General features: G+C 70.1%; 20 protein-coding genes and 1 pseudogene. 10 read left to right on the top strand and 11 right to left on the bottom strand.

Going from position 1 to position 16,367, the window contains the following annotated elements; genetic code table 11:
• Positions 1–69: 69 nt before the first annotated feature.
• From ispF to M8J74_RS08325, 3 genes are all read right to left on the bottom strand, one after another.
• Positions 70–567, bottom strand: a complete 498-nt coding sequence (gene ispF, locus M8J74_RS08335) for a 2-C-methyl-D-erythritol 2,4-cyclodiphosphate synthase (protein WP_249835775.1) — start codon at positions 565–567, stop codon at positions 70–72.
• Positions 554–1,306 carry a 2-C-methyl-D-erythritol 4-phosphate cytidylyltransferase gene (gene ispD, locus M8J74_RS08330; RefSeq protein ID WP_249835774.1) on the bottom strand — a complete coding sequence of 251 codons (753 nt, stop codon included), beginning with the start codon at positions 1,304–1,306 and terminating at the stop codon, positions 554–556. The genes ispF and ispD overlap by 14 nt, the downstream gene beginning before the upstream one ends.
• Before the next feature lie 273 nt (positions 1,307–1,579).
• Positions 1,580–2,062, bottom strand: coding sequence for a CarD family transcriptional regulator (locus M8J74_RS08325; protein ID WP_003953493.1), 483 nt, complete (start codon positions 2,060–2,062; stop codon positions 1,580–1,582).
• 590 nt (positions 2,063–2,652) lie between these two features.
• Here M8J74_RS08325 and M8J74_RS08320 point away from each other — a divergent pair.
• The gene (locus tag M8J74_RS08320; RefSeq protein ID WP_249835773.1) at positions 2,653–3,297 is read left to right on the top strand and encodes a DUF461 domain-containing protein; all 645 of its coding nucleotides are present in this window, start codon (positions 2,653–2,655) and stop codon (positions 3,295–3,297) included.
• 91 nt (positions 3,298–3,388) lie between these two features.
• Here the strand turns inward: M8J74_RS08320 and phoP are convergent, their stop codons facing one another.
• Positions 3,389–4,060, bottom strand: coding sequence for a two-component system response regulator PhoP (gene phoP, locus M8J74_RS08315; RefSeq protein ID WP_004000192.1), 672 nt, complete (start codon positions 4,058–4,060; stop codon positions 3,389–3,391).
• Between the two features lie 5 nt (positions 4,061–4,065).
• Positions 4,066–5,328 (bottom strand): two-component system sensor histidine kinase PhoR, encoded by a 1,263-nt coding sequence (gene phoR, locus M8J74_RS08310; RefSeq protein WP_249835772.1) that lies wholly within the window; start codon positions 5,326–5,328, stop codon positions 4,066–4,068.
• A gap of 227 nt (positions 5,329–5,555) precedes the next feature.
• Between phoR and phoU the strand changes: the two genes are divergently transcribed.
• The 4 genes from phoU to M8J74_RS08290 all read left to right on the top strand — a co-directional run bounded on the left by phoU (position 5,556) and on the right by M8J74_RS08290 (position 8,077).
• The gene (phoU, locus tag M8J74_RS08305) at positions 5,556–6,257 is read left to right on the top strand and encodes a phosphate signaling complex protein PhoU (protein ID WP_058924563.1); all 702 of its coding nucleotides are present in this window, start codon (positions 5,556–5,558) and stop codon (positions 6,255–6,257) included.
• Between the two features lie 194 nt (positions 6,258–6,451).
• Positions 6,452–6,604 (top strand): hypothetical protein, encoded by a 153-nt coding sequence (locus M8J74_RS08300; protein ID WP_174267409.1) that lies wholly within the window; start codon positions 6,452–6,454, stop codon positions 6,602–6,604.
• Positions 6,605–6,726: 122 nt separating this feature from the next.
• Positions 6,727–7,518, top strand: a complete 792-nt coding sequence (locus M8J74_RS08295; RefSeq protein ID WP_249835771.1) for a glycosyltransferase family 2 protein — start codon at positions 6,727–6,729, stop codon at positions 7,516–7,518.
• A gap of 334 nt (positions 7,519–7,852) precedes the next feature.
• Entirely contained in the window at positions 7,853–8,077 is a 225-nt protein-coding gene (locus M8J74_RS08290; RefSeq protein ID WP_203237707.1) for a hypothetical protein, read from the top strand.
• 20 nt (positions 8,078–8,097) lie between these two features.
• Here the strand turns inward: M8J74_RS08290 and M8J74_RS08285 are convergent, their stop codons facing one another.
• The 3 genes from M8J74_RS08285 to M8J74_RS08275 all read right to left on the bottom strand — a co-directional run bounded on the left by M8J74_RS08285 (position 8,098) and on the right by M8J74_RS08275 (position 10,046).
• The gene (locus M8J74_RS08285; protein ID WP_249835770.1) at positions 8,098–8,505 is read right to left on the bottom strand and encodes an NUDIX hydrolase; all 408 of its coding nucleotides are present in this window, start codon (positions 8,503–8,505) and stop codon (positions 8,098–8,100) included.
• 509 nt (positions 8,506–9,014) lie between these two features.
• Complete coding sequence (locus M8J74_RS08280) at positions 9,015–9,386, bottom strand: GIY-YIG nuclease family protein (RefSeq protein ID WP_249835769.1); 372 nt, start codon at positions 9,384–9,386, stop codon at positions 9,015–9,017.
• A gap of 258 nt (positions 9,387–9,644) precedes the next feature.
• Positions 9,645–10,046 (bottom strand): hypothetical protein, encoded by a 402-nt coding sequence (locus tag M8J74_RS08275; RefSeq protein WP_249835768.1) that lies wholly within the window; start codon positions 10,044–10,046, stop codon positions 9,645–9,647.
• 285 nt (positions 10,047–10,331) lie between these two features.
• Between M8J74_RS08275 and M8J74_RS08270 the strand changes: the two genes are divergently transcribed.
• From M8J74_RS08270 to M8J74_RS08260, 3 genes and pseudogenes are all read left to right on the top strand, one after another.
• Entirely contained in the window at positions 10,332–10,727 is a 396-nt protein-coding gene (locus M8J74_RS08270; protein WP_249835767.1) for a hypothetical protein, read from the top strand.
• A gap of 204 nt (positions 10,728–10,931) precedes the next feature.
• A complete protein-coding gene (locus tag M8J74_RS08265) occupies positions 10,932–11,480 on the top strand; it encodes a hypothetical protein (protein ID WP_249835766.1) in 549 nt (182 codons plus the stop codon).
• 98 nt (positions 11,481–11,578) lie between these two features.
• Positions 11,579–12,022, top strand: a pseudogene (locus M8J74_RS08260) (tyrosine-type recombinase/integrase); the annotation flags it as partial.
• Between the two features lie 80 nt (positions 12,023–12,102).
• On the opposite strand, the gene M8J74_RS08255 reads toward M8J74_RS08260, so the two are convergent.
• The gene (locus M8J74_RS08255; protein ID WP_249835765.1) at positions 12,103–12,864 is read right to left on the bottom strand and encodes a phosphoglyceromutase; all 762 of its coding nucleotides are present in this window, start codon (positions 12,862–12,864) and stop codon (positions 12,103–12,105) included.
• A 151-nt stretch (positions 12,865–13,015) separates the two neighbouring features.
• Between M8J74_RS08255 and M8J74_RS08250 the strand changes: the two genes are divergently transcribed.
• Entirely contained in the window at positions 13,016–14,317 is a 1,302-nt protein-coding gene (locus M8J74_RS08250) for an MDR family MFS transporter (RefSeq protein WP_249835764.1), read from the top strand.
• A gap of 137 nt (positions 14,318–14,454) precedes the next feature.
• On the opposite strand, the gene M8J74_RS08245 is transcribed toward M8J74_RS08250, so the two are convergent.
• Together M8J74_RS08245 and M8J74_RS08240 are read right to left on the bottom strand one after the other, a co-directional pair.
• Positions 14,455–14,679, bottom strand: coding sequence for a hypothetical protein (locus M8J74_RS08245; protein WP_058924557.1), 225 nt, complete (start codon positions 14,677–14,679; stop codon positions 14,455–14,457).
• A 371-nt stretch (positions 14,680–15,050) separates the two neighbouring features.
• Positions 15,051–15,476: a DUF2000 domain-containing protein gene (locus tag M8J74_RS08240; protein ID WP_058924556.1), complete on the bottom strand. Its 426-nt coding sequence runs from the start codon at positions 15,474–15,476 to the stop codon at positions 15,051–15,053.
• 49 nt (positions 15,477–15,525) lie between these two features.
• On the opposite strand from M8J74_RS08240, the gene M8J74_RS08235 reads away from it, so the two are divergent.
• Positions 15,526–16,347, top strand: a complete 822-nt coding sequence (locus tag M8J74_RS08235) for an AraC family transcriptional regulator (RefSeq protein WP_249835763.1) — start codon at positions 15,526–15,528, stop codon at positions 16,345–16,347.
• The last annotated feature ends 20 nt before the right edge of the window (positions 16,348–16,367 follow it).

The following is a 16,367-nucleotide window of genomic DNA, read 5'->3' as shown; positions in this document are numbered from 1 at the left end:
CGCTCCGGGCCGGTACGGCCGACAGGGGGCACCTTCCCGACCTCGGTCCCGGGTGCCCCCGCCCTCCCGTCAGCCCGCGCGCACCACGAGTGCAGTGGCGACGGCCATCAGTCCCTCGTCGCGTCCCGGGAATCCGAGGCCGTCGGTCGTGGCGCCCGAGACGGACACCGGCGCCCCGGCCGCCTCGGACAGCAGCTTCTGCGCCTCGTCGCGCCGCTTGCCGATCTTCGGCCGCGGTCCGACGACCTGCACGGCGACGTTCCCGATCCGGAAGCCGGCCTCGCGCACGATCCGGGCGGCCTCCGTCAGCAGGGTGACGCCGGACGCGCCGGACCACTCGGGGCGCCCGGTGCCGAAGTGCTGCCCCAGGTCGCCGAGTCCGGCGGCGGAGAACAGCGCGTTGCAGGCGGCGTGCGCGACGACGTCCGCGTCGGAGTGCCCGGCCAGCCCCGGCCCCTCGCCCTCCCACTTCAGGCCGGCGCACCACAGCTCGCGGCCGTCCTCGAAGGCGTGGATGTCGGTGCCGATGCCGACCTGGGGCAGCGGGTACGGCTCAGAAGAAGCCATCGTTGAGCCTCCTGCGGGCCAGGACCGCCTCGGCGAGGACCAGGTCGAGGGGGCGGGTGACCTTGAAGGCCTCCTCGTGGCCGGGGACGACCACGACACCCAGGCCGAGCCGTTCGACCATGCTCGCGTCGTCGGTGACGTCCTCGGTGACCTCCTCGTGGGCCCGGACCAGCGTGGCCCGGTCGAAGCCCTGCGGGGTCTGCACGGCACGCAGGCGGGCCCGCGACGGGGTGGCCACCACCGGCTCGGGCTCGCCCGGCTCGGCCGGACCGACCTCCTTGACCGTGTCGGCGAGGGGCAGCGCGGGGACGACGGCCGGTGCTCCCGCCCGTACCGCCTCGATCACCGCGTCCACCGTGTCGACCGGAACCAGGGGCCGCGCGGCGTCGTGGACCAGGACGATGTCGTAGTCGGGGGGCAGGGCGTCGAGGCCGAGCCGCACGGACTCCTGGCGGGAGTCGCCGCCGGGGACCACCAGGAAGTCCGTACGCTCCGGCAGGGCGTGGGCGTCGAGGAGCGACTTGACCTCGGAGGCGCCGTCGGGCGGGGCCACGACGACGACCAGGGACACCGCGCGGGAGGCGGCCATCGCGCGCACCGCGTGGACGAGCATGGGGGTTCCGCCCAGCGCGCGGAGCGCCTTGGGGGCGCCCGGGCCGAGGCGTACACCTCGGCCGGCGGCCGGGATCACGGCCGCGGTGCGCGGTTCCGTGGGCGAAGGGCGCGAATCGTCAGACATCGGTTCCTGTCAGGTTTGTGTGCTCGGCCTGGTTGGGTATGGCCTGGGAAGTGCCGGGCGCGACGCCTTGACCGGACCCTTCCGTGACCCTGGTCGAGCCAGCTGCCCGGGCCCGGCACACCAAGTATCGGGGGCCCACCCCGAGAGGACGTACCGGCACGGCGCGCCTGGGTACGAACATGCCGCAGCGCCCGGCGACGGAAATACGTCATCGGGCACCGCGGCATTTCGATGTACTGAGTGCTGAAGCGGGCTTGCGCCTGCGTCAGTGGTTCAGGACGCGAGGACCTCGTCGAGCAGAGCCTCGGCCTTGTCCTCGTTGGTGTTCTCCGCGAGGGCGAGCTCGCTCACCAGGATCTGGCGGGCCTTGGCGAGCATCCGCTTCTCACCGGCGGACAGTCCGCGCTCACGCTCGCGACGCCACAGGTCACGCACGACTTCCGCGACCTTGATGACATCACCCGAGGCAAGCTTCTCCAGGTTTGCCTTGTAACGACGCGACCAGTTCGTGGGCTCCTCGGCGTACGGCGCGCGCAGCACCTCGAAGACCCGGTCCAGCCCGTCCTGACCGACCACATCACGTACGCCGACGAACTCCGCATTGTCCGCTGGCACACGTACCGTCAGGTCACCCTGGGCGACCTTCAGCACCAAGTAGGTCTTGTCCACGCCTTTGATCTGGCGAGTTTCGATGGCCTCGATCAGCGCGGCCCCGTGATGGGGATAGACCACGGTGTCGCCAACCTTGAACGTCATGTGACAGGTACCCCTTCCGTGGCTATCCAGGGTAACACGGAAACGGCGGGTTCTGAATGGCGTTTTCGCAGGTCAGGGCATATCTCGGGGCTTGACAACAGCAACAGGAACGTGCTGCGCGGGCCGAGCGGAAGGAGGTATTCGCAGGTCGGAGGGGCTCTGCAGGGGAGGTGAAACCCGTACGTTACACGCATCTGGAGGCCCCCACGAGCGCCCGAACATCCGCAAATGTCCGGTTCCAGATGTGCGACTTTCGCTACTCCGTTCGGTGCCGGGTGTCACTTCCGCGTCGATTCCGGAATTGATCACCGGGGGTGGCCGCGGGACCGGTTGTGGCCCGCGTGATCAATTTCGGGAAGGACCCCGCATTCCTTCACCGAAGATTTGCGTGCCCCGGCCCGGACTATGACTCGGGCGCTTATGTGAATGGGGGACGCGCCCCCACGCCACCCGCCTGCCGGGGGAAGCCCGCGCGTTGAGGGAGGGTCGGGTGCGGCGGCTCGGGAACGGCTCGGTAACCTATGGCCGCTGACAGATACTTAGGGCGGCTTTATCGGCCGCCACGTTCGAGTCAAGGAGTTGCCGCCGCCGTGAGCAGCAGCCTTCGACGCGGCGCACTCGCCGCCGCCGCCATCGCGTTCTCGATCGCCTCGCTCGCCGCGTGCGGCGCCGGATCCGATGCCCAGACCCTGCAGGTCAAGCCGGACAACGCGGCCGTCAAGGTCGGCGACATCCAGGTCCAGAACGCATTGATCATCACCCAGCCCGATCCGCAGGCCTCCGGTCCCGCCGTGATCTCGGCGACGCTGTTCAACAACGGCGCCACCGCGCAGACCGTGGACGCCATCACCCTTCCCAACGTCAACCAGACCGCCGAGGTCAAGCCGGCCAAGGGCAACGGCAAGCTCGTCGTCCCGGCGCACGGCTCCGTGGTGATCGGCGGCCAGGGCAACGCCAGCGCCGTGCTGCCCAGCGGGCGTGAGGCCGTCCAGGACGGCAGCGTCCGGAAGATCACCTTCACCTTCAGCAAGACCGGTGACGTGAGCCTGCGCGGCTTCGTCGTCCCGGCCGAGAGCTACTTCACCAAGTGGGGCCCGAGCACCGTCCCCACGACCGCCCCGAGCGCCACGCCGACGAAGGGCGCGTCGGGCTCCCCGAGCCCGTCCAACTCGGCCTCGGCCTCGGCCCCGGCCACCCCGACCGGCTCGGCGTCCGCGAGCGGGTCGGCCGGCTGAGCAAGCCCGAACGCACACAAGGGCGGGACCTCGTCATGAGGTCCCGCCCTTGTCCGTCGTCCATGGGCCCGTCGGCCGGGCCGCGGTCCGCCTACGGCTCGAACTTGTAGCCCAGCCCGCGCACCGTCACCAGGTATCTGGGCGCGCCCGGGTCCGGCTCGATCTTGGCGCGCAGCCGTTTGACGTGGACGTCGAGGGTCTTGGTGTCGCCCACGTAGTCGGCGCCCCAGACGCGGTCGATGAGCTGCATGCGGGTCAGCACGCGGCCGGCGTTGCGCAGGAGCATCTCCAGCAGGTCGAACTCCTTCAGGGGAAGGTCGACCTTGGAGCCGGAGACCGTCACCACGTGACGGTCGACGTCCATGCGGACCGGGCCGGCCTCCAGGGCGGCCGGGGTGACCTCCTCGGGCTCGCCGCGGCGGCGCAGGACGGCACGGATGCGGGCCACCAGCTCGCGCGAGGAGAACGGCTTGGTCACGTAGTCGTCGGCCCCTATCTCCAGGCCGACGACCTTGTCGATCTCACTGTCCTTGGCGGTCACCATGATCACCGGGACGTTCGAGCGGCCGCGCAGCTGGCGGCACACCTCGGTACCCGGCAGCCCGGGCAGCATCAGGTCGAGGAGGACGAGGTCGGCGCCGTTGCGCTCGAACTCGTCGAGTCCGTCGGGGCCGGTGGTCGCGACGGCGACCTCGAAGCCCTCCTTGCGGAGCATGTAGGACAGGGCGTCGGAGAAGGACTCCTCGTCCTCGACGACGAGCACTCGGGTCACGGAAGGACCTCCGGGGCGGGAAGCGGTTCGTACGGGGATGACTCGGGGGGTTCGCCGGTCTCTTCGTCGAGACCGTCGAGGTAGGGATGCTGCTGGGCGCGGTCACGGGCCGCACCCGCCTCCGGCAGCCTGAGGGTGAACGTGGAGCCCTGGTTCTCGGCGCTCCACACCGTGACCTCCCCGCCGTGCGAGGCGGCCACGTGCTTGACGATCGCCAGACCGAGGCCCGTACCACCGGTGGCACGGGAGCGGGCCGGGTCGACGCGGTAGAAGCGCTCGAAGATGCGCTCCTTGTCCTTGTCGGATATCCCGATGCCCTGGTCGGTCACGGCGACCTCGATCAGGTCTCCGCCGGGCGCGGTCACCCTGCGGGCGGCTATGCCCACCCGGGTCCGGGCCGGGGAGTAGTTCACGGCGTTCTCGACGAGGTTGCCGAGGGCCGCGGCGAGCTGGCCGCGGTTGCCCCAGACGTGCAGGTCGGCGGTGCCGCCGGCGGCCATGGTGATCTGCTTGGCGCCGGCCTGGTGGCGGCAGCGGTCGATGGCCTCGGCGACCAGCTCGTCGACCCGGACCGGCTCGGCGTCCTCCAGCGGGTCGTCGTTCTGCACCCGGGAGAGGTCGATGAGCTCCTGCACCAGGTTGGTCAGCCGCGTCGCCTCTATCTGCATGCGTCCGGCGAAGCGCTCCACGGCCTCCGGGTCGTCGGAGGCGTCCATGACGGCCTCGGACAGCAGGGAGAGCGCGCCGACGGGGGTCTTGAGCTCATGGCTGACGTTGGCGACGAAGTCGCGCCGTACCGCCTCGATCCTGCGGGCCTCGGTGAGGTCCTCCACCAGCAGCAGCACCAGCCGGGAGCCCAGCGGCGCCACGCGGGCGGAGACGGCGAGGGCCTCGCCCCGGCCGGTCCCGCGGCGCGGCAGGTCGAGCTCGACCTGGCGTATCTCCCCGTCCCGCCGGGTGTCCCGCGCCATCTGCAGCATCGGCTCGACCGAGAGCCGGCCACCGCGGACCAGTCCCAGGGCGTACGCCGCGGAGCTGGCCTTGACGACGGCGTCGGCCTCGTCCAGGACGACGGCCGACGACCGGAGCACGGACAGAACGGTGTCCACCCCCGGGGGAAGCACCGGGTCGGTGTGCAGGGAGGTACGCGTGGGGCGCTTCTGCTCCCGCTCGCTCCAGCGGAACGCCAGCATGGCGATCACACCGGTGAGCACCCCGGCGATCGCTGCCGCTGCGGCGACCGCCGCGTTCACGTCCATGCAAACAGGTTAAGCAGGCGGTACGACATCGCCACAGCCGTCGACGTGCGAGCTCGAACACTCGTCGCCCAGAGTTCACCTTGGAGCCAGGGATGGTTCATTTGGGATGACGGAATCCGACGCGTTCCGGCCGGATCGTGGGAGCGTGGGGTTCACAGCAGCGGTTCGGCGGCTGGTTTCTGATCCCCGAAGCCCCGAGGCACACGTACGTAAGAGAGGGACCCCTGATGCGGGACGCGTACCACGAGGAACTTGATTCGATCGGCGACGGTCTGGTGGAGATGGCCCGACTGGTCGGGTCGGCGATCGGGCGCGCCACGACCGCGATCCTCGACTCCGACCTGAAGCTCGCCGAGGCCGTCATCGAAGGCGACCAGAAGGTCGACGAGCTCCAGCACGACCTGGAGGCCAGGGCCATAGCCCTGCTCGCCCGCCAGCAGCCGGTCGCCACCGACCTGCGGATCGTCGTCACGTCGCTGCGCATGTCGGCCGACCTGGAGCGCTCGGGCGACCTCGCCCAGCACGTCGCGAAGCTCGCGCGGCTGCGCTTCCCGGAGCGGGCCATCCCGCACGACCTGCACGCGACCATCCTGGAGATGGGTCAGCTCGCCCAGCGCCTCATGGCGAAGGCGGCCGAGGTCATCATCACCAAGGACGTCGACCTGGCGATGCAGCTGGAGCAGGACGACGACGAGATGGACCTGCTGCACCGCACGCTCTTCCAGCACCTGCTGGACGACCGCTGGAAGCACGGCATCGAGACCGCGGTGGACGTCACCCTCCTCGGCCGCTACTACGAGCGCTTCGCCGACCACGCGGTGGCCGTCGCCAAGCGCGTGGTGTTCCTGGTGACCGGTGAGCACGCGGACGTGCTGCAGACCGACATCCAGCCGGAGATCCAGCAGGTGGCGGGCGCCGAGGGGGCGTGACCGCTGACGCCAGGGCGTGCGGCCGGCACGGCCAGGGGCGTGACCGGGTGACGCCAGGGCGTGCGAACGGCACGGCCGAGGGGCGTGACCGGGTGAGCCAGGGCGTGCGGACGCCACCGTGCGCCGTTGATGCGCCCAGCACAGCGGGCATGCAATGGGCACAGGCACCAGCCTCTAGGCCTCCAGGAGGACCCATGGCCGAAGCCCCCACCACGCCCGACCCGACGCAGGAGCGCGAGACGGACCGGCCCGCCGAGACCAAGAGCCTCCCGCTCTTCGGCGCGTGCGGTTGCGGCTCGGGCTGCGGCTGCGGGTGCCAGTCGGGCAATCCGTGTCAGTGCGGATGAGTCCCAAGTGAGCGAAGGGCCCCGGTGAGCGCACCGGGGCCCTTCGCTCATGGCCGTGTGCAGGGCGGTAATAGGCTCGGCGGCGAGTTGATCCACGACACGTCTCGGGAGCGCCGGAGCGGATGACCGTCACCCACACCCCCGTCCACAACGAGGTCGTCTCGGTCGTCACGCCGGTGCACGGCGAGGCCGTACGGTTCCTCCCGGCCGCGTACGCCTCCCTGCGCACCCAGCGGCTGCCCGACGGCTGGTCCTGGGAGTGGTGCGTGCAGGAGGACGGGCCCGGCGTGGACGCGGCCGCCCACCTCCCCGACGACGACCCGCGCGTGCGGATCTCCACGGCCCGCCACGGCGGCCCGCATGTGGCGCGCACCCTGGCCTTCGCACGGTCCACCGGCCGGTACGTCAAGAACCTCGACGCCGACGACGAGCTGACCGAGGGGGTCCTCGCCCGCGACATCGCCGTACTGGAGGAGCGGCCGGAGATCGGCTGGACCACCTCGCGCGTCAGCGACCTCCTCGAGGACGGCAGCACCGTCTCCTTCGAACTCAGCGACCCGCCGCCCGGCCTGCTCCCCCGGGGCAGCGCCTTCCCCTTCTGGGACGAGCACCACCGGCCGCGCGTCCACCCCGCCACGCTCTGCGTCCGGCGTGCGCTGCTCGCGCTGCTGGGCGGGTGGATGGCCCTGCCGGCGTCCGGCGACACCGGTCTCCTCCTCGGACTCGACGCCCTGGCGGACGGGTGGTTCCACGACGAGACGGGCCTGCTCTACCGCAAGCACGGCGCCCAGATCACCGCGCACCCGCACCACACCGCCGGCCCGGAATGGCAGGCCCGCATGTCGCTGATCCGCGAACACGCCCGCGCGCTGCGGAACTGGACCGGGACCGGGCGTCCGCCATTGGACGCGTAAATCGAACACATGCTTGAATTCAGGCATGCGATCGTTTCCCGCCGACCCGGCCGCCGAGGCACAGCAGGAGTGGAACGCCGTCCCCCATCGGCCCGGGTCGGTTGGGTGGGACGTGAGGTGAGCGGCTCGGTCGAGGTCGACGTGGTCGGCGAGGTCACGGAGGGTGCGGTCGCTGAAGGTGCGATCAGCGAAGGTGCGGGCCGCGTCCGCGCTGCCTCCTGATGCGCCGGCCCGACATCGCGGCGTGCGCCCTCTGCCGTCCGGACACCGAGCTGGGAGTCCTCGAATGACGTACCGGAATGCGGGACCGTATGTCCCGGACGATCCTGAGGGCATGACCGGACCCATACGCGTGATCGTGCACCCGCCTTCGCCCACGGGCGGCCGGCGCGTACGCGTGGACGGCGAGATCCTCGGCCTGGCCCACAACGTCGTCGACGTCGCCGAGTTCCTCCGCCGCGCCGGCCTGGAGATCGACCCCTCGGAGGTCGCGGACTCACCGTGGATCGACTGGCGGGGGGTGGGTCCGGAGCGGTGGGGGCCGGAGAGCGGCACCTGAGAACACGCACCGCCAGCGATTCAGAGAAGCCGGCCCGCCTCGCGCAGCGCGTCGAAGACCATCCTGTCGACGGCCGAGACCCGGCCCCTGTCGGCGTAGGCGAACCACGCCTTCTCGGCGATCTCCCGCGACGGAGTGAGCTCACCGCGGTGATCTGCGGTGTAGCAGATCATCCGGAAGGGACCGTGCTCAGGATGGCCCTCGCCGATCTCGAAGGTGCCGAAGTGCCCCATGGAGCCGGGGTCGATCGCCGCCCGCAGCTCCTCGTCGATCTCCCGCACCAGCGTCTCGGCGTCGGACTCACCCGGCTCACGGTGGCCACCGGGGAAGTAGAAGAGATCCCTGCCACGACTACGCGTCACCAGCACCCGCCCGTCCCGGACGAGAACCCACGCCACCTTCTCGGGCACACGGCCGACTTCTGCCACGACTCGGGACGGTAGCGAAGGCCGCCCTTTCACGCATGCGGTGGACGGCTGCGCACCGTGCGTGCCGGCTGTGCCAATCGGGTCGGCATGGGAACGGGAATGAAGGTGCCTTCGACCACCAGGTCCGCCTGACGCTGCGTTCCGAAGGCGCCAACGGGCACGGCGTCAAAGCCGCAGCTTGACCATCGGCCGCCGCTGACCTGAGCGAACGGTCCATCTCGTCGAACGGCTCTCGACCGCTCCGGATCAGAAGGGAACAGCCCGAGCCGGACGTGCTGAAGTCCTGAGGACCCGGGGCAGCGACAAGCCCCCTGTCGGCGAGGAACCCGCGGTCAGGGGGATTGATCGGTACCGGTTACTTCTTCTTGCCCTGGGTCTTGCCTGGGATCTTAAGGAGCTGGGTTTTTGCTGGTCAGGGGTGGCGGACTCGTGCTTCTGGTGGTCGTCGTTGGCCGCTGTCGAGCGGCCTCGGACGGCCCAGACAACGGCCCGGCCGTCCTTTCGACGGCCTACGAGCTGATGGGCAACTCCCGTGCTTGTTGACGTGCTCGGGCCCGGAGCTCTTTCAAGCGAGTGTGAAACGCGTTGTGCCGGTTCTGGTCGAGGTTCAGCGGGAGGTCGAGCTGAGAGATGAGCTGCGACTCCAGGTCCCACGGTTCGCTCCGCTCGATCCAGCACACCCGCGCGTTGTCCGCCATCCACTGGCTCAGGGTGGCCTCGCCGACCTTGCCGAAAGTCATCCGCTTGCCACTGCCCACGCGGCGCAGCTCAAGTCCGAGCAGACATCCGAGGGTGAGCCTCAGCGTCGAGCCAGCGGCGTTGCCCCGGTAGTGGTAGCGAACCCGCTTGCGCAGGTTCTGCGTGCTGGTCCGGTTCGCCATGTACCGCGGAGCTATTCCGACGTAGAGCAGACGCCCAGCCTCCAGGTCCGAATGTGGCGGCTGCTTGAAGTGCCACCCATAGACCCCTGCCGCAGCCGGCACAGGGCTCGGACGCTCCAAGACCTCCAGTGCCGACCACAACCGAATAGGACTGACGAGAGCGGTAGCCTCCACGAAGCCTCCAGACATGCCACGGTTGATCGTCGCAGGCTACTGGGCGACGTTGACAGAGCGTCCCTGGCCCAGCAGGGCGCGTCCCTACCACTTCCGCCATTTGTCCGTGAGCTGGTAACGGCCCAGTCCATGGCGAGCGGTCAGTGCGACGACGTCGACGCCCTGCTCGGTGAGCGACTGGTCTATGTAGTGGCACAGCTCCTCGCGCTCGTCGGTTTCGAAGGCGCTCCCGTTGTGGGCTTCGTTCACCGCGTTGAGGGCCAGGACGACGCTCTCCACTGCAGCAAAGACCTGCTCGTCGCTGGCATCACCAAGTCCGGCAAGCTGGCCCTCAAATGAGCAGAGGACTGCATCGGTCGCCGTGAGCAGTTCCTCGGGGAACAGCCCTGCCATGCACGCGCACTCAGGGTCGAGGATGCCGGCGGCGAGCTCCGCGGCCTCCTCCGCTATGCCGTGACGCCAGCTCGTGGTCGGTCTCTCAGCCATGAGCGGGAAGGTACAGGCCAGGACTGACAGCGCGGCCGACGTGGCACGAGGCCGGTCGCTCCTGAGCTGGCCCTACTGGCTTTGCTCCCGGCAGGATTCAAACCTGCGAAACGTCGGGGCCTGGTAGGCGGTCGACTGGTTCCCCGGTGTTCCCCGCGGTTTCCGGGCTGTTGACGTCAACGATGGATATCAGGCGCTGGTTCGATGACTGTGGCCGACGCGTGCTCGCTGGCCGGCTCGGCACCCCGCTGCGGCACCGATGCTCCGGTCTGCGAGAGTGGTCCCGTGCTGCTGGATCCTGAGAACACGCTGTTCGTCCGTGGTGCCACGCCCGTGCTCCTACTGGCCGATGCGCCTGTCCACGATGCCTTGCCGCTCCTGACCGCGTCGGACAGGGGGGTCCCCTTGTGCGAGGGCTGGAGCATTGTTCCCCGACTCACCCTGTGCGTGGTGGACGGACCTGGGGACCACGGGCTCGTCGTCCCCGCTCTCGCCGCCCCGGTGGTCGGCGGGGCCGACGATGACACAGCATCTGCCGGCATGGGCGACTGGTGCGCGGATGCGGAGCAGGCCGGCGGAGCAGTCGTGCTGTCTTTGGACCGCCTGCCCGAGGCACTCGAGTGGTCCGCCCTGCTGTCCTCGGGCACTGCCCGCGGCGGCTTCATGCCTGCGCTTGCCTGACCGTAGGAGGGTCCGACTCGCGAAGCCAGCGCTTAGTTTGCTGGCTTCTCAGGCCTTGAACTCTGGACCTCTTCGTCCCGAAGCAACCGGGGCAGCCGTTCGGCCAGGCCCCGGTGTGGCTTTCACCTGGTGCGATGGTCCACAGGCGTCCGCGCCTGTTCGCCGCCGTCCGTCCGCGTTGTCACGCACTTAGACACTCACCGCATGCCTGCACGCTGCGGCACAGCCGTGGCACGGTCGGCATTGGCCGGGTGGAACAATGGCTCGGTGGATGTAGCTGCGGAACTACACGCCCTGATCGGCTCTTTGTCACGGGAAGAAGGGGTCTTCGGCGGCGTAGTCGACCAGGCCGGCGGATCTGTTGCGGAAGCCGTCCACCAAGTGGTCACCAAGGCGGAAGACGTCTGGAAGGACTATGCCGTAGAGGGGGCAGTCGGCCCTGACACACCGGCAGAGGTCGAGGACGCACTCTCGCAAATTGACGGTGAGCGCGCCGTAGAGCTCTTGGCTTACCTGGCGACCGATGACCTCGTATTCCCGGGCACGCGACGCCGCGACCGTGCCCACGCCCATCGAGCGGCGGAACGTGTGGTGCGCCTGCTGGGCCAGCAGTCCGTCTGGTACACGAACATCAACGACCTCTCGCCCCGAGCACGGGCATGGGACCGGGTCACTCGACATACCTTCGATGGAGTCGTTGCGGGGACCGGCGGCTCCTACACCGTGGTGTTGCTGCAGGTGGGTGAGGACTGAGTCCCGCTGGAGAGAAACACCTCATCTTGCCGTACGGCTAGCCCTGGGCGGAAACGCGTATGGCCAGGCGCCTCTGACCTGGGGTTTCCCTGGTAGCGAGGACGGCTGACGCTCTCCGCGCCCACATGAAGCGATTCCCACCGGTCGAGATCACCTTGCCGTGGAAGGTTGCGGACGGGCCTCCGGTGTCCAAGCGGCTGATCTTCACCGGACCGCGCGGCGGGCACGTATGGCGTACGTCGCTCAACGAGGAGGTGTGGAAGCGGGCCCTCGCCTCGGCCGGTGCGATCCCCGAGCGGAAGTCGTGCGGGTCGTACGCCGAGTCGCGCGAGAACGGCATGCATGCCCTCCGCCACTTCTACGCCTCGGTGCTCCTGGACGCGGGAGAAGACATCAAGGCCCTCGCCGAGTACCTCGGCCACTCGGACCCGGGCCTGACCCTCCGCGTGTACGCGCATCTCATGCCGTCGAGCCAGGAGCGCACCCGCGAGGCGGTCGCCGCCGTCTTCGGCACGGCCCGGTCGGCCCCCTCCAGCACCTGACGGCCCAGAGACGGCCCAGCGGCAGCGCAAAGCCCCCTCCCAGCGGAGAAACCGCAGGCAGGGGGCTTATTCGTGGGCGCTTACTTCTTCTTGCCCTGGTTCTTGACCGCCTCGATCGCGGCCGCGGCCGCCTCCGGGTCGAGGTACTTGCCGCCCTTGGTGAGCGGCTTGAAGTCGGCGTCGAGTTCGTAGTACAGGGGGATGCCCGTCGGGATGTTCAGGCCCGCGATGTCGGCGTCCGAGATGCCGTCCAGGTGCTTGACCAGGGCGCGCAGGCTGTTGCCGTGGGCGGCGACCAGGACCGTGCGGCCGGCCAGGAGGTCGGGGACGATGCCGTCGTACCAGTACGGCAGCATGCGGATGACGACGTCCTTCAGGCACTCCGTGCGGGGGCGCAGCTCCGGCGGGATCGTCGCGTAGCGCGCGTCGTCGGACTGCGACCACTCCGCGCCGTCCTCGAGCGGCGGCGGCGGGGTGTCGTAGGAACGGCGCCACAGCATGAACTGCTCCTCGCCGAACTCCGCGAGGGTCTGCGCCTTGTCCTTGCCCTGGAGGGCGCCGTAGTGGCGCTCGTTCAGGCGCCAGCTGCGCTGGACCGGGATCCAGTGGCGGTCGGCGGCCTCGAGGGCGAGCTGTGCCGTGCGGATCGCGCGCTTCTGGAGGGACGTGTGGACCACGTCGGGGAGAAGATCGGCGTCCTTCAGAAGCTCGCCACCGCGGACTGCCTCCTTCTCGCCCTTCTCGTTCAGATTGACGTCCACCCAGCCGGTGAACAGGTTCTTCGCGTTCCACTCGCTCTCGCCGTGGCGGAGGAGGATCAGCTTGTACGGTGCGTCGGCCATGGGTCAGAGCGTAATCCACGCATTCGCCCGGTCGCGTGGCTGCCCGAAGGCCGGACAGTTGACGGCATCTGTTAATTGAGTGGCTCACCTGAGCCCCACTTCGTAAGTTGTCCCTGCCGCCTGAGCCGCTTACACCTGTGGGGGATCCGTCATGTCCGTCGCCAGTCTGAGACGTGCCGCCCGGGAGACCGTCTCCGGGCTCCCCCGCGAGTTCTGGTGGCTGTGGACGAGCACCCTCGTCAACCGGCTCGGCGCCTTCGTCGCGACCTTCATGGCGCTCTACCTCACCCTGGACCGCGGCTACTCCGCTTCCTACGCCGGTCTCGTCGCGTCGCTGCACGGTCTCGGCGGGGTCGTCTCCTCGCTCGGCGGCGGGGTGATGGCCGACCGGCTGGGCAGGCGGCCCACGCTGCTGATCGCGCAGTCCTCCACCGCGGCCTGCGTGGCCCTGCTGGGCTTCGTCCACGACCCCGTCGCGATCGCCGGGGTCGCCTTCCTCGTCGGCATGGCCTCCAACGCCTCCCGGCCGGCCGTACAGGCGATGATGGCCGACATCGTCCGGCCCGAGGACCGCGTACGGGCCTTCTCGCTGAACTACTGGGCCATCAACCTCGGCTTCGCCGTCTCCTCCATGGCCGCCGGGTTCATCGCCGAGTTCAGCTACGTCGCCGGCTTCCTGATCGAGGCCGGCATGACCGCCGTCTGCGCGGTCGTCGTGTTCCTGAAGCTGCCCGAGTCGCGGCCCGAGCGGACGGCGAAGCAGCGGGAGGCGGAGGCGGGCATCGGTCTCGGGACGGTCCTGCGCGACGGGCGGTACATGGGCGTCGTCGGCCTGTCCTTCCTCGTCGCCCTCGTCTTCCAGCAGGGCTCGGTCGGCCTGCCCGTCGCGATGGGCGCGGCCGGGTTCACGCCCGCCGACTACGGATTCGCCATCGCCGTCAACGGCATCCTGATCGTCGCCCTGCAGATCCCGTTGACGCGGTTCATCGCCGACCGGGACCCCCGGCGGCTGCTCGTCGTCTCCTCCGTCCTCGCCGGCTACGGCTTCGGGCTCACCGCCTTCGCGGGGTCGGTCGGGCTCTTCGCCCTGACCGTGTGCGTGTGGACGCTCGGCGAGATGATCAACGCGCCGACCCAGACGGGCCTCGTCGTCCGGCTCTCCCCCGTCCACGGCCGCGGCCGTTACCAGGGCGTCTACACCCTGTCCTGGTCGCTGGCCGCGCTCATCGCGCCCCTGATGTCCGGCGTGGTCATCGACCACTTCGGCGCCGGATGGCTGTGGGGGCTGTGCGCGGTCGTCGGCACCCTGGCCGCCGTGGGGTACGGCGTGCTGATGCGCCGTATGCCGGAGGGGGGAGAGGGACCCGAGAAGGCGATGGAGGAGGCGTCGGAAGAGGGAGCGGTGGTGGAGCGGGCCGTGAGCGCCGCCGCTCCCGAGGTCGCCGCCGGCTGACCTGCACGGACGCGCGCGGACGCGGACGTACGCGGACGTACGCGGACGCGGACGTACGCACCGAGCCCCCTACCGCCTTCTCCGCCGGTAGGGGGCTCGGTGCTGTGGGCGTTCGCGGATCGCGACGCGCGCGTTCGTCAGAGGCAGACGTCCACGCCGACGTGCTGCGGCAGCGCGCCGAGGGCGCCGCCGACGACACCGAGGGCGGTCGCCTTCACCGAGTCGACCTCGGACAGCACGGCCGCGGTGCCGAGCGTCGTGGAGCCGACGGTGACGGCGGCCTGGGGGCTCAGGCCACCGGAGACGTTGTCGAGGTCGGCGTCGGAGATCTCGGCGGTCTGCACCTGGGGAGCGGAGTTCATGGGGAAACTGCCCTTCGCATGGATGGTCCACATGGGGGGGAGGCGGCCCCGCTGGGGGTACAGACGGGCATGCCGCGGTGCGCAGGATCAAACCACGCCGGGTGCCGGGCATCCAGTCCGTACCCGCTGGCGGCAGGGCAGTTGGGCGCGTTCGCGAGCGAACCGTGTGGGTGCCCACACCAGTTGGTGCCGGGTTCTCTACAGGCGCGCCCGGCCGGGGGACATGGCAGCCGTTGCGGCGGCCTTGCCGAACCGGACAACTCGGCCTCAACCGAACCCGCTTGGAACGGGGTTGCGCATTCACTGTGCAGATTTGGTCGGGGATTCGGTCGCGATGCGATCGGGTTCCGGTTGTGCGGGGTCAGAAGGCGTCACGGGTGCATCCGTGCGCCCTTCACCACCTTGTCCACCGCGTTCTTCGGCCCGTACACCGCCAGCCCCACCAGATCCAGCTCCCCGGTCCCCACGGCCCGTACCGCCGCCCGGTTGTCGCGGTCGTTGCCCGTGGCGAACAGGTCGGAGGTGAAGAGCGCGCGCGGGAGCGCCCGGGACAGCACGCGCGCGTGCGCCGCCGTCAGCGTCTCCTTGGTGCCCTCGAAGATCATCACGGGCTGGCGGAACATCGGCAGGTACTGGACGCCGTCCGCGTCCTCGTAGGGCTCGCCGACCACCTCGGGGACCTGGGTGCCCAGGCCGCTGACCAGGAAGGCGGTGACGTTCAGACGCTGCCAGGGCTCCAGGTCCTCCCGCAGCAGGACGGCGATCTTGGTGTCGAAACGGATGGGTTCGCTGCTCATGGAACGAGACTGCCGACCGCCCGGCGACCTCGTCTTGTACGTTCTTTGCATGGCCACCGCGCAGGAAGTCTCCGCGTGGCGCCCGACCGTGCCGGGCGTCGTGGAGGTCTTCCACGCGCACTTCACCGAGTACGCCTACCCGATGCACGTCCACGACGCCTGGACGCTGCTCATCGTGGACGACGGGGCCGTACGGTACGACCTCGACCGGCACGAGCACGGCACCCCGCACGACACGGTCACCCTGCTCCCGCCGCACGTCCCGCACAACGGCTCCCCCGCCACCCCGCACGGCTTCCGCAAACGCGTCCTGTACCTCGACGCCACCCACCTGCCCGACGGCCTGATCGGCCCCGCCGTCGACCGGCCGGACCTGCGCGACCCGGAGCTGCGCCACCGCGTCGGCCGACTCCACGGCGCCCTGACGCACCCCGGCGACGAACTGGAGGCGGAGAGCCGGCTGACCTTCATCGGCGAGCGGCTGCGCGCCCACCTGCGTCCCCGCCTGCTCACGGACGGCCCGCGCCCCGACCCCGCCCTCGCCCGCCGGCTGCGCGAACTCCTCGACGAGCACGTCGTCGCCGGGCTCACCCTGGACGACGCCGCCGCCCTGCTCCACGCCCACCCCGCCCACCTCGTACGGGCCTTCTCCACCGCCTACGGCATCGCCCCGCACCAGTACCTCAACTCCCGCCGCGTCGACCGCGCCCGCCGCCTGCTCCTCGACGGCCGCCCCCCGGGCGAGGTGGCCTCGGCGACCGGCTTCTTCGACCAGTCCCACCTCACCCGCCACTTCCGCAAACTGGTGGGGGTGACGCCGGGTCGGTACGCGGCGAAAAAGGGACGGCTAGCGGGTCACTCCGGCCTGTGAGTACGACGTGCTGCGGCGCG

It is taken from the genome of Streptomyces panaciradicis, assembly GCF_023516615.1.
In the GTDB taxonomy this organism is placed as follows: Bacteria; Actinomycetota; Actinomycetes; order Streptomycetales; family Streptomycetaceae; genus Streptomyces; species Streptomyces panaciradicis.
Note: the sequence above shows the minus strand (reverse complement) of the source record. Positions and strands in the feature narration are given on the sequence as shown.

Coding starts and splice junctions, on each gene's coding strand:
- M8J74_RS08245 (WP_058924557.1), bottom strand. CDS start 14,679: ATGAACTCCGCTCCCCAGGTGCAGACCGCCGAGATCTCCGACGCCGAC.
- M8J74_RS08265 (WP_249835766.1), top strand. CDS start 10,932: ATGCCTGCACGCTGCGGCACAGCCGTGGCACGGTCGGCATTGGCCGGG.
- M8J74_RS08235 (WP_249835763.1), top strand. CDS start 15,526: ATGGCCACCGCGCAGGAAGTCTCCGCGTGGCGCCCGACCGTGCCGGGC.
- ispD (WP_249835774.1), bottom strand. CDS start 1,306: ATGTCTGACGATTCGCGCCCTTCGCCCACGGAACCGCGCACCGCGGCC.
- M8J74_RS08300 (WP_174267409.1), top strand. CDS start 6,452: ATGGCCGAAGCCCCCACCACGCCCGACCCGACGCAGGAGCGCGAGACG.
- M8J74_RS08250 (WP_249835764.1), top strand. CDS start 13,016: ATGTCCGTCGCCAGTCTGAGACGTGCCGCCCGGGAGACCGTCTCCGGG.
- ispF (WP_249835775.1), bottom strand. CDS start 567: ATGGCTTCTTCTGAGCCGTACCCGCTGCCCCAGGTCGGCATCGGCACC.
- phoU (WP_058924563.1), top strand. CDS start 5,556: ATGCGGGACGCGTACCACGAGGAACTTGATTCGATCGGCGACGGTCTG.
- M8J74_RS08275 (WP_249835768.1), bottom strand. CDS start 10,046: ATGGCTGAGAGACCGACCACGAGCTGGCGTCACGGCATAGCGGAGGAG.
- M8J74_RS08255 (WP_249835765.1), bottom strand. CDS start 12,864: ATGGCCGACGCACCGTACAAGCTGATCCTCCTCCGCCACGGCGAGAGC.
- phoR (WP_249835772.1), bottom strand. CDS start 5,328: ATGGACGTGAACGCGGCGGTCGCCGCAGCGGCAGCGATCGCCGGGGTG.
- M8J74_RS08325 (WP_003953493.1), bottom strand. CDS start 2,062: ATGACGTTCAAGGTTGGCGACACCGTGGTCTATCCCCATCACGGGGCC.
- M8J74_RS08295 (WP_249835771.1), top strand. CDS start 6,727: ATGACCGTCACCCACACCCCCGTCCACAACGAGGTCGTCTCGGTCGTC.
- M8J74_RS08280 (WP_249835769.1), bottom strand. CDS start 9,386: ATGGCGAACCGGACCAGCACGCAGAACCTGCGCAAGCGGGTTCGCTAC.
- M8J74_RS08290 (WP_203237707.1), top strand. CDS start 7,853: ATGACCGGACCCATACGCGTGATCGTGCACCCGCCTTCGCCCACGGGC.
- M8J74_RS08240 (WP_058924556.1), bottom strand. CDS start 15,476: ATGAGCAGCGAACCCATCCGTTTCGACACCAAGATCGCCGTCCTGCTG.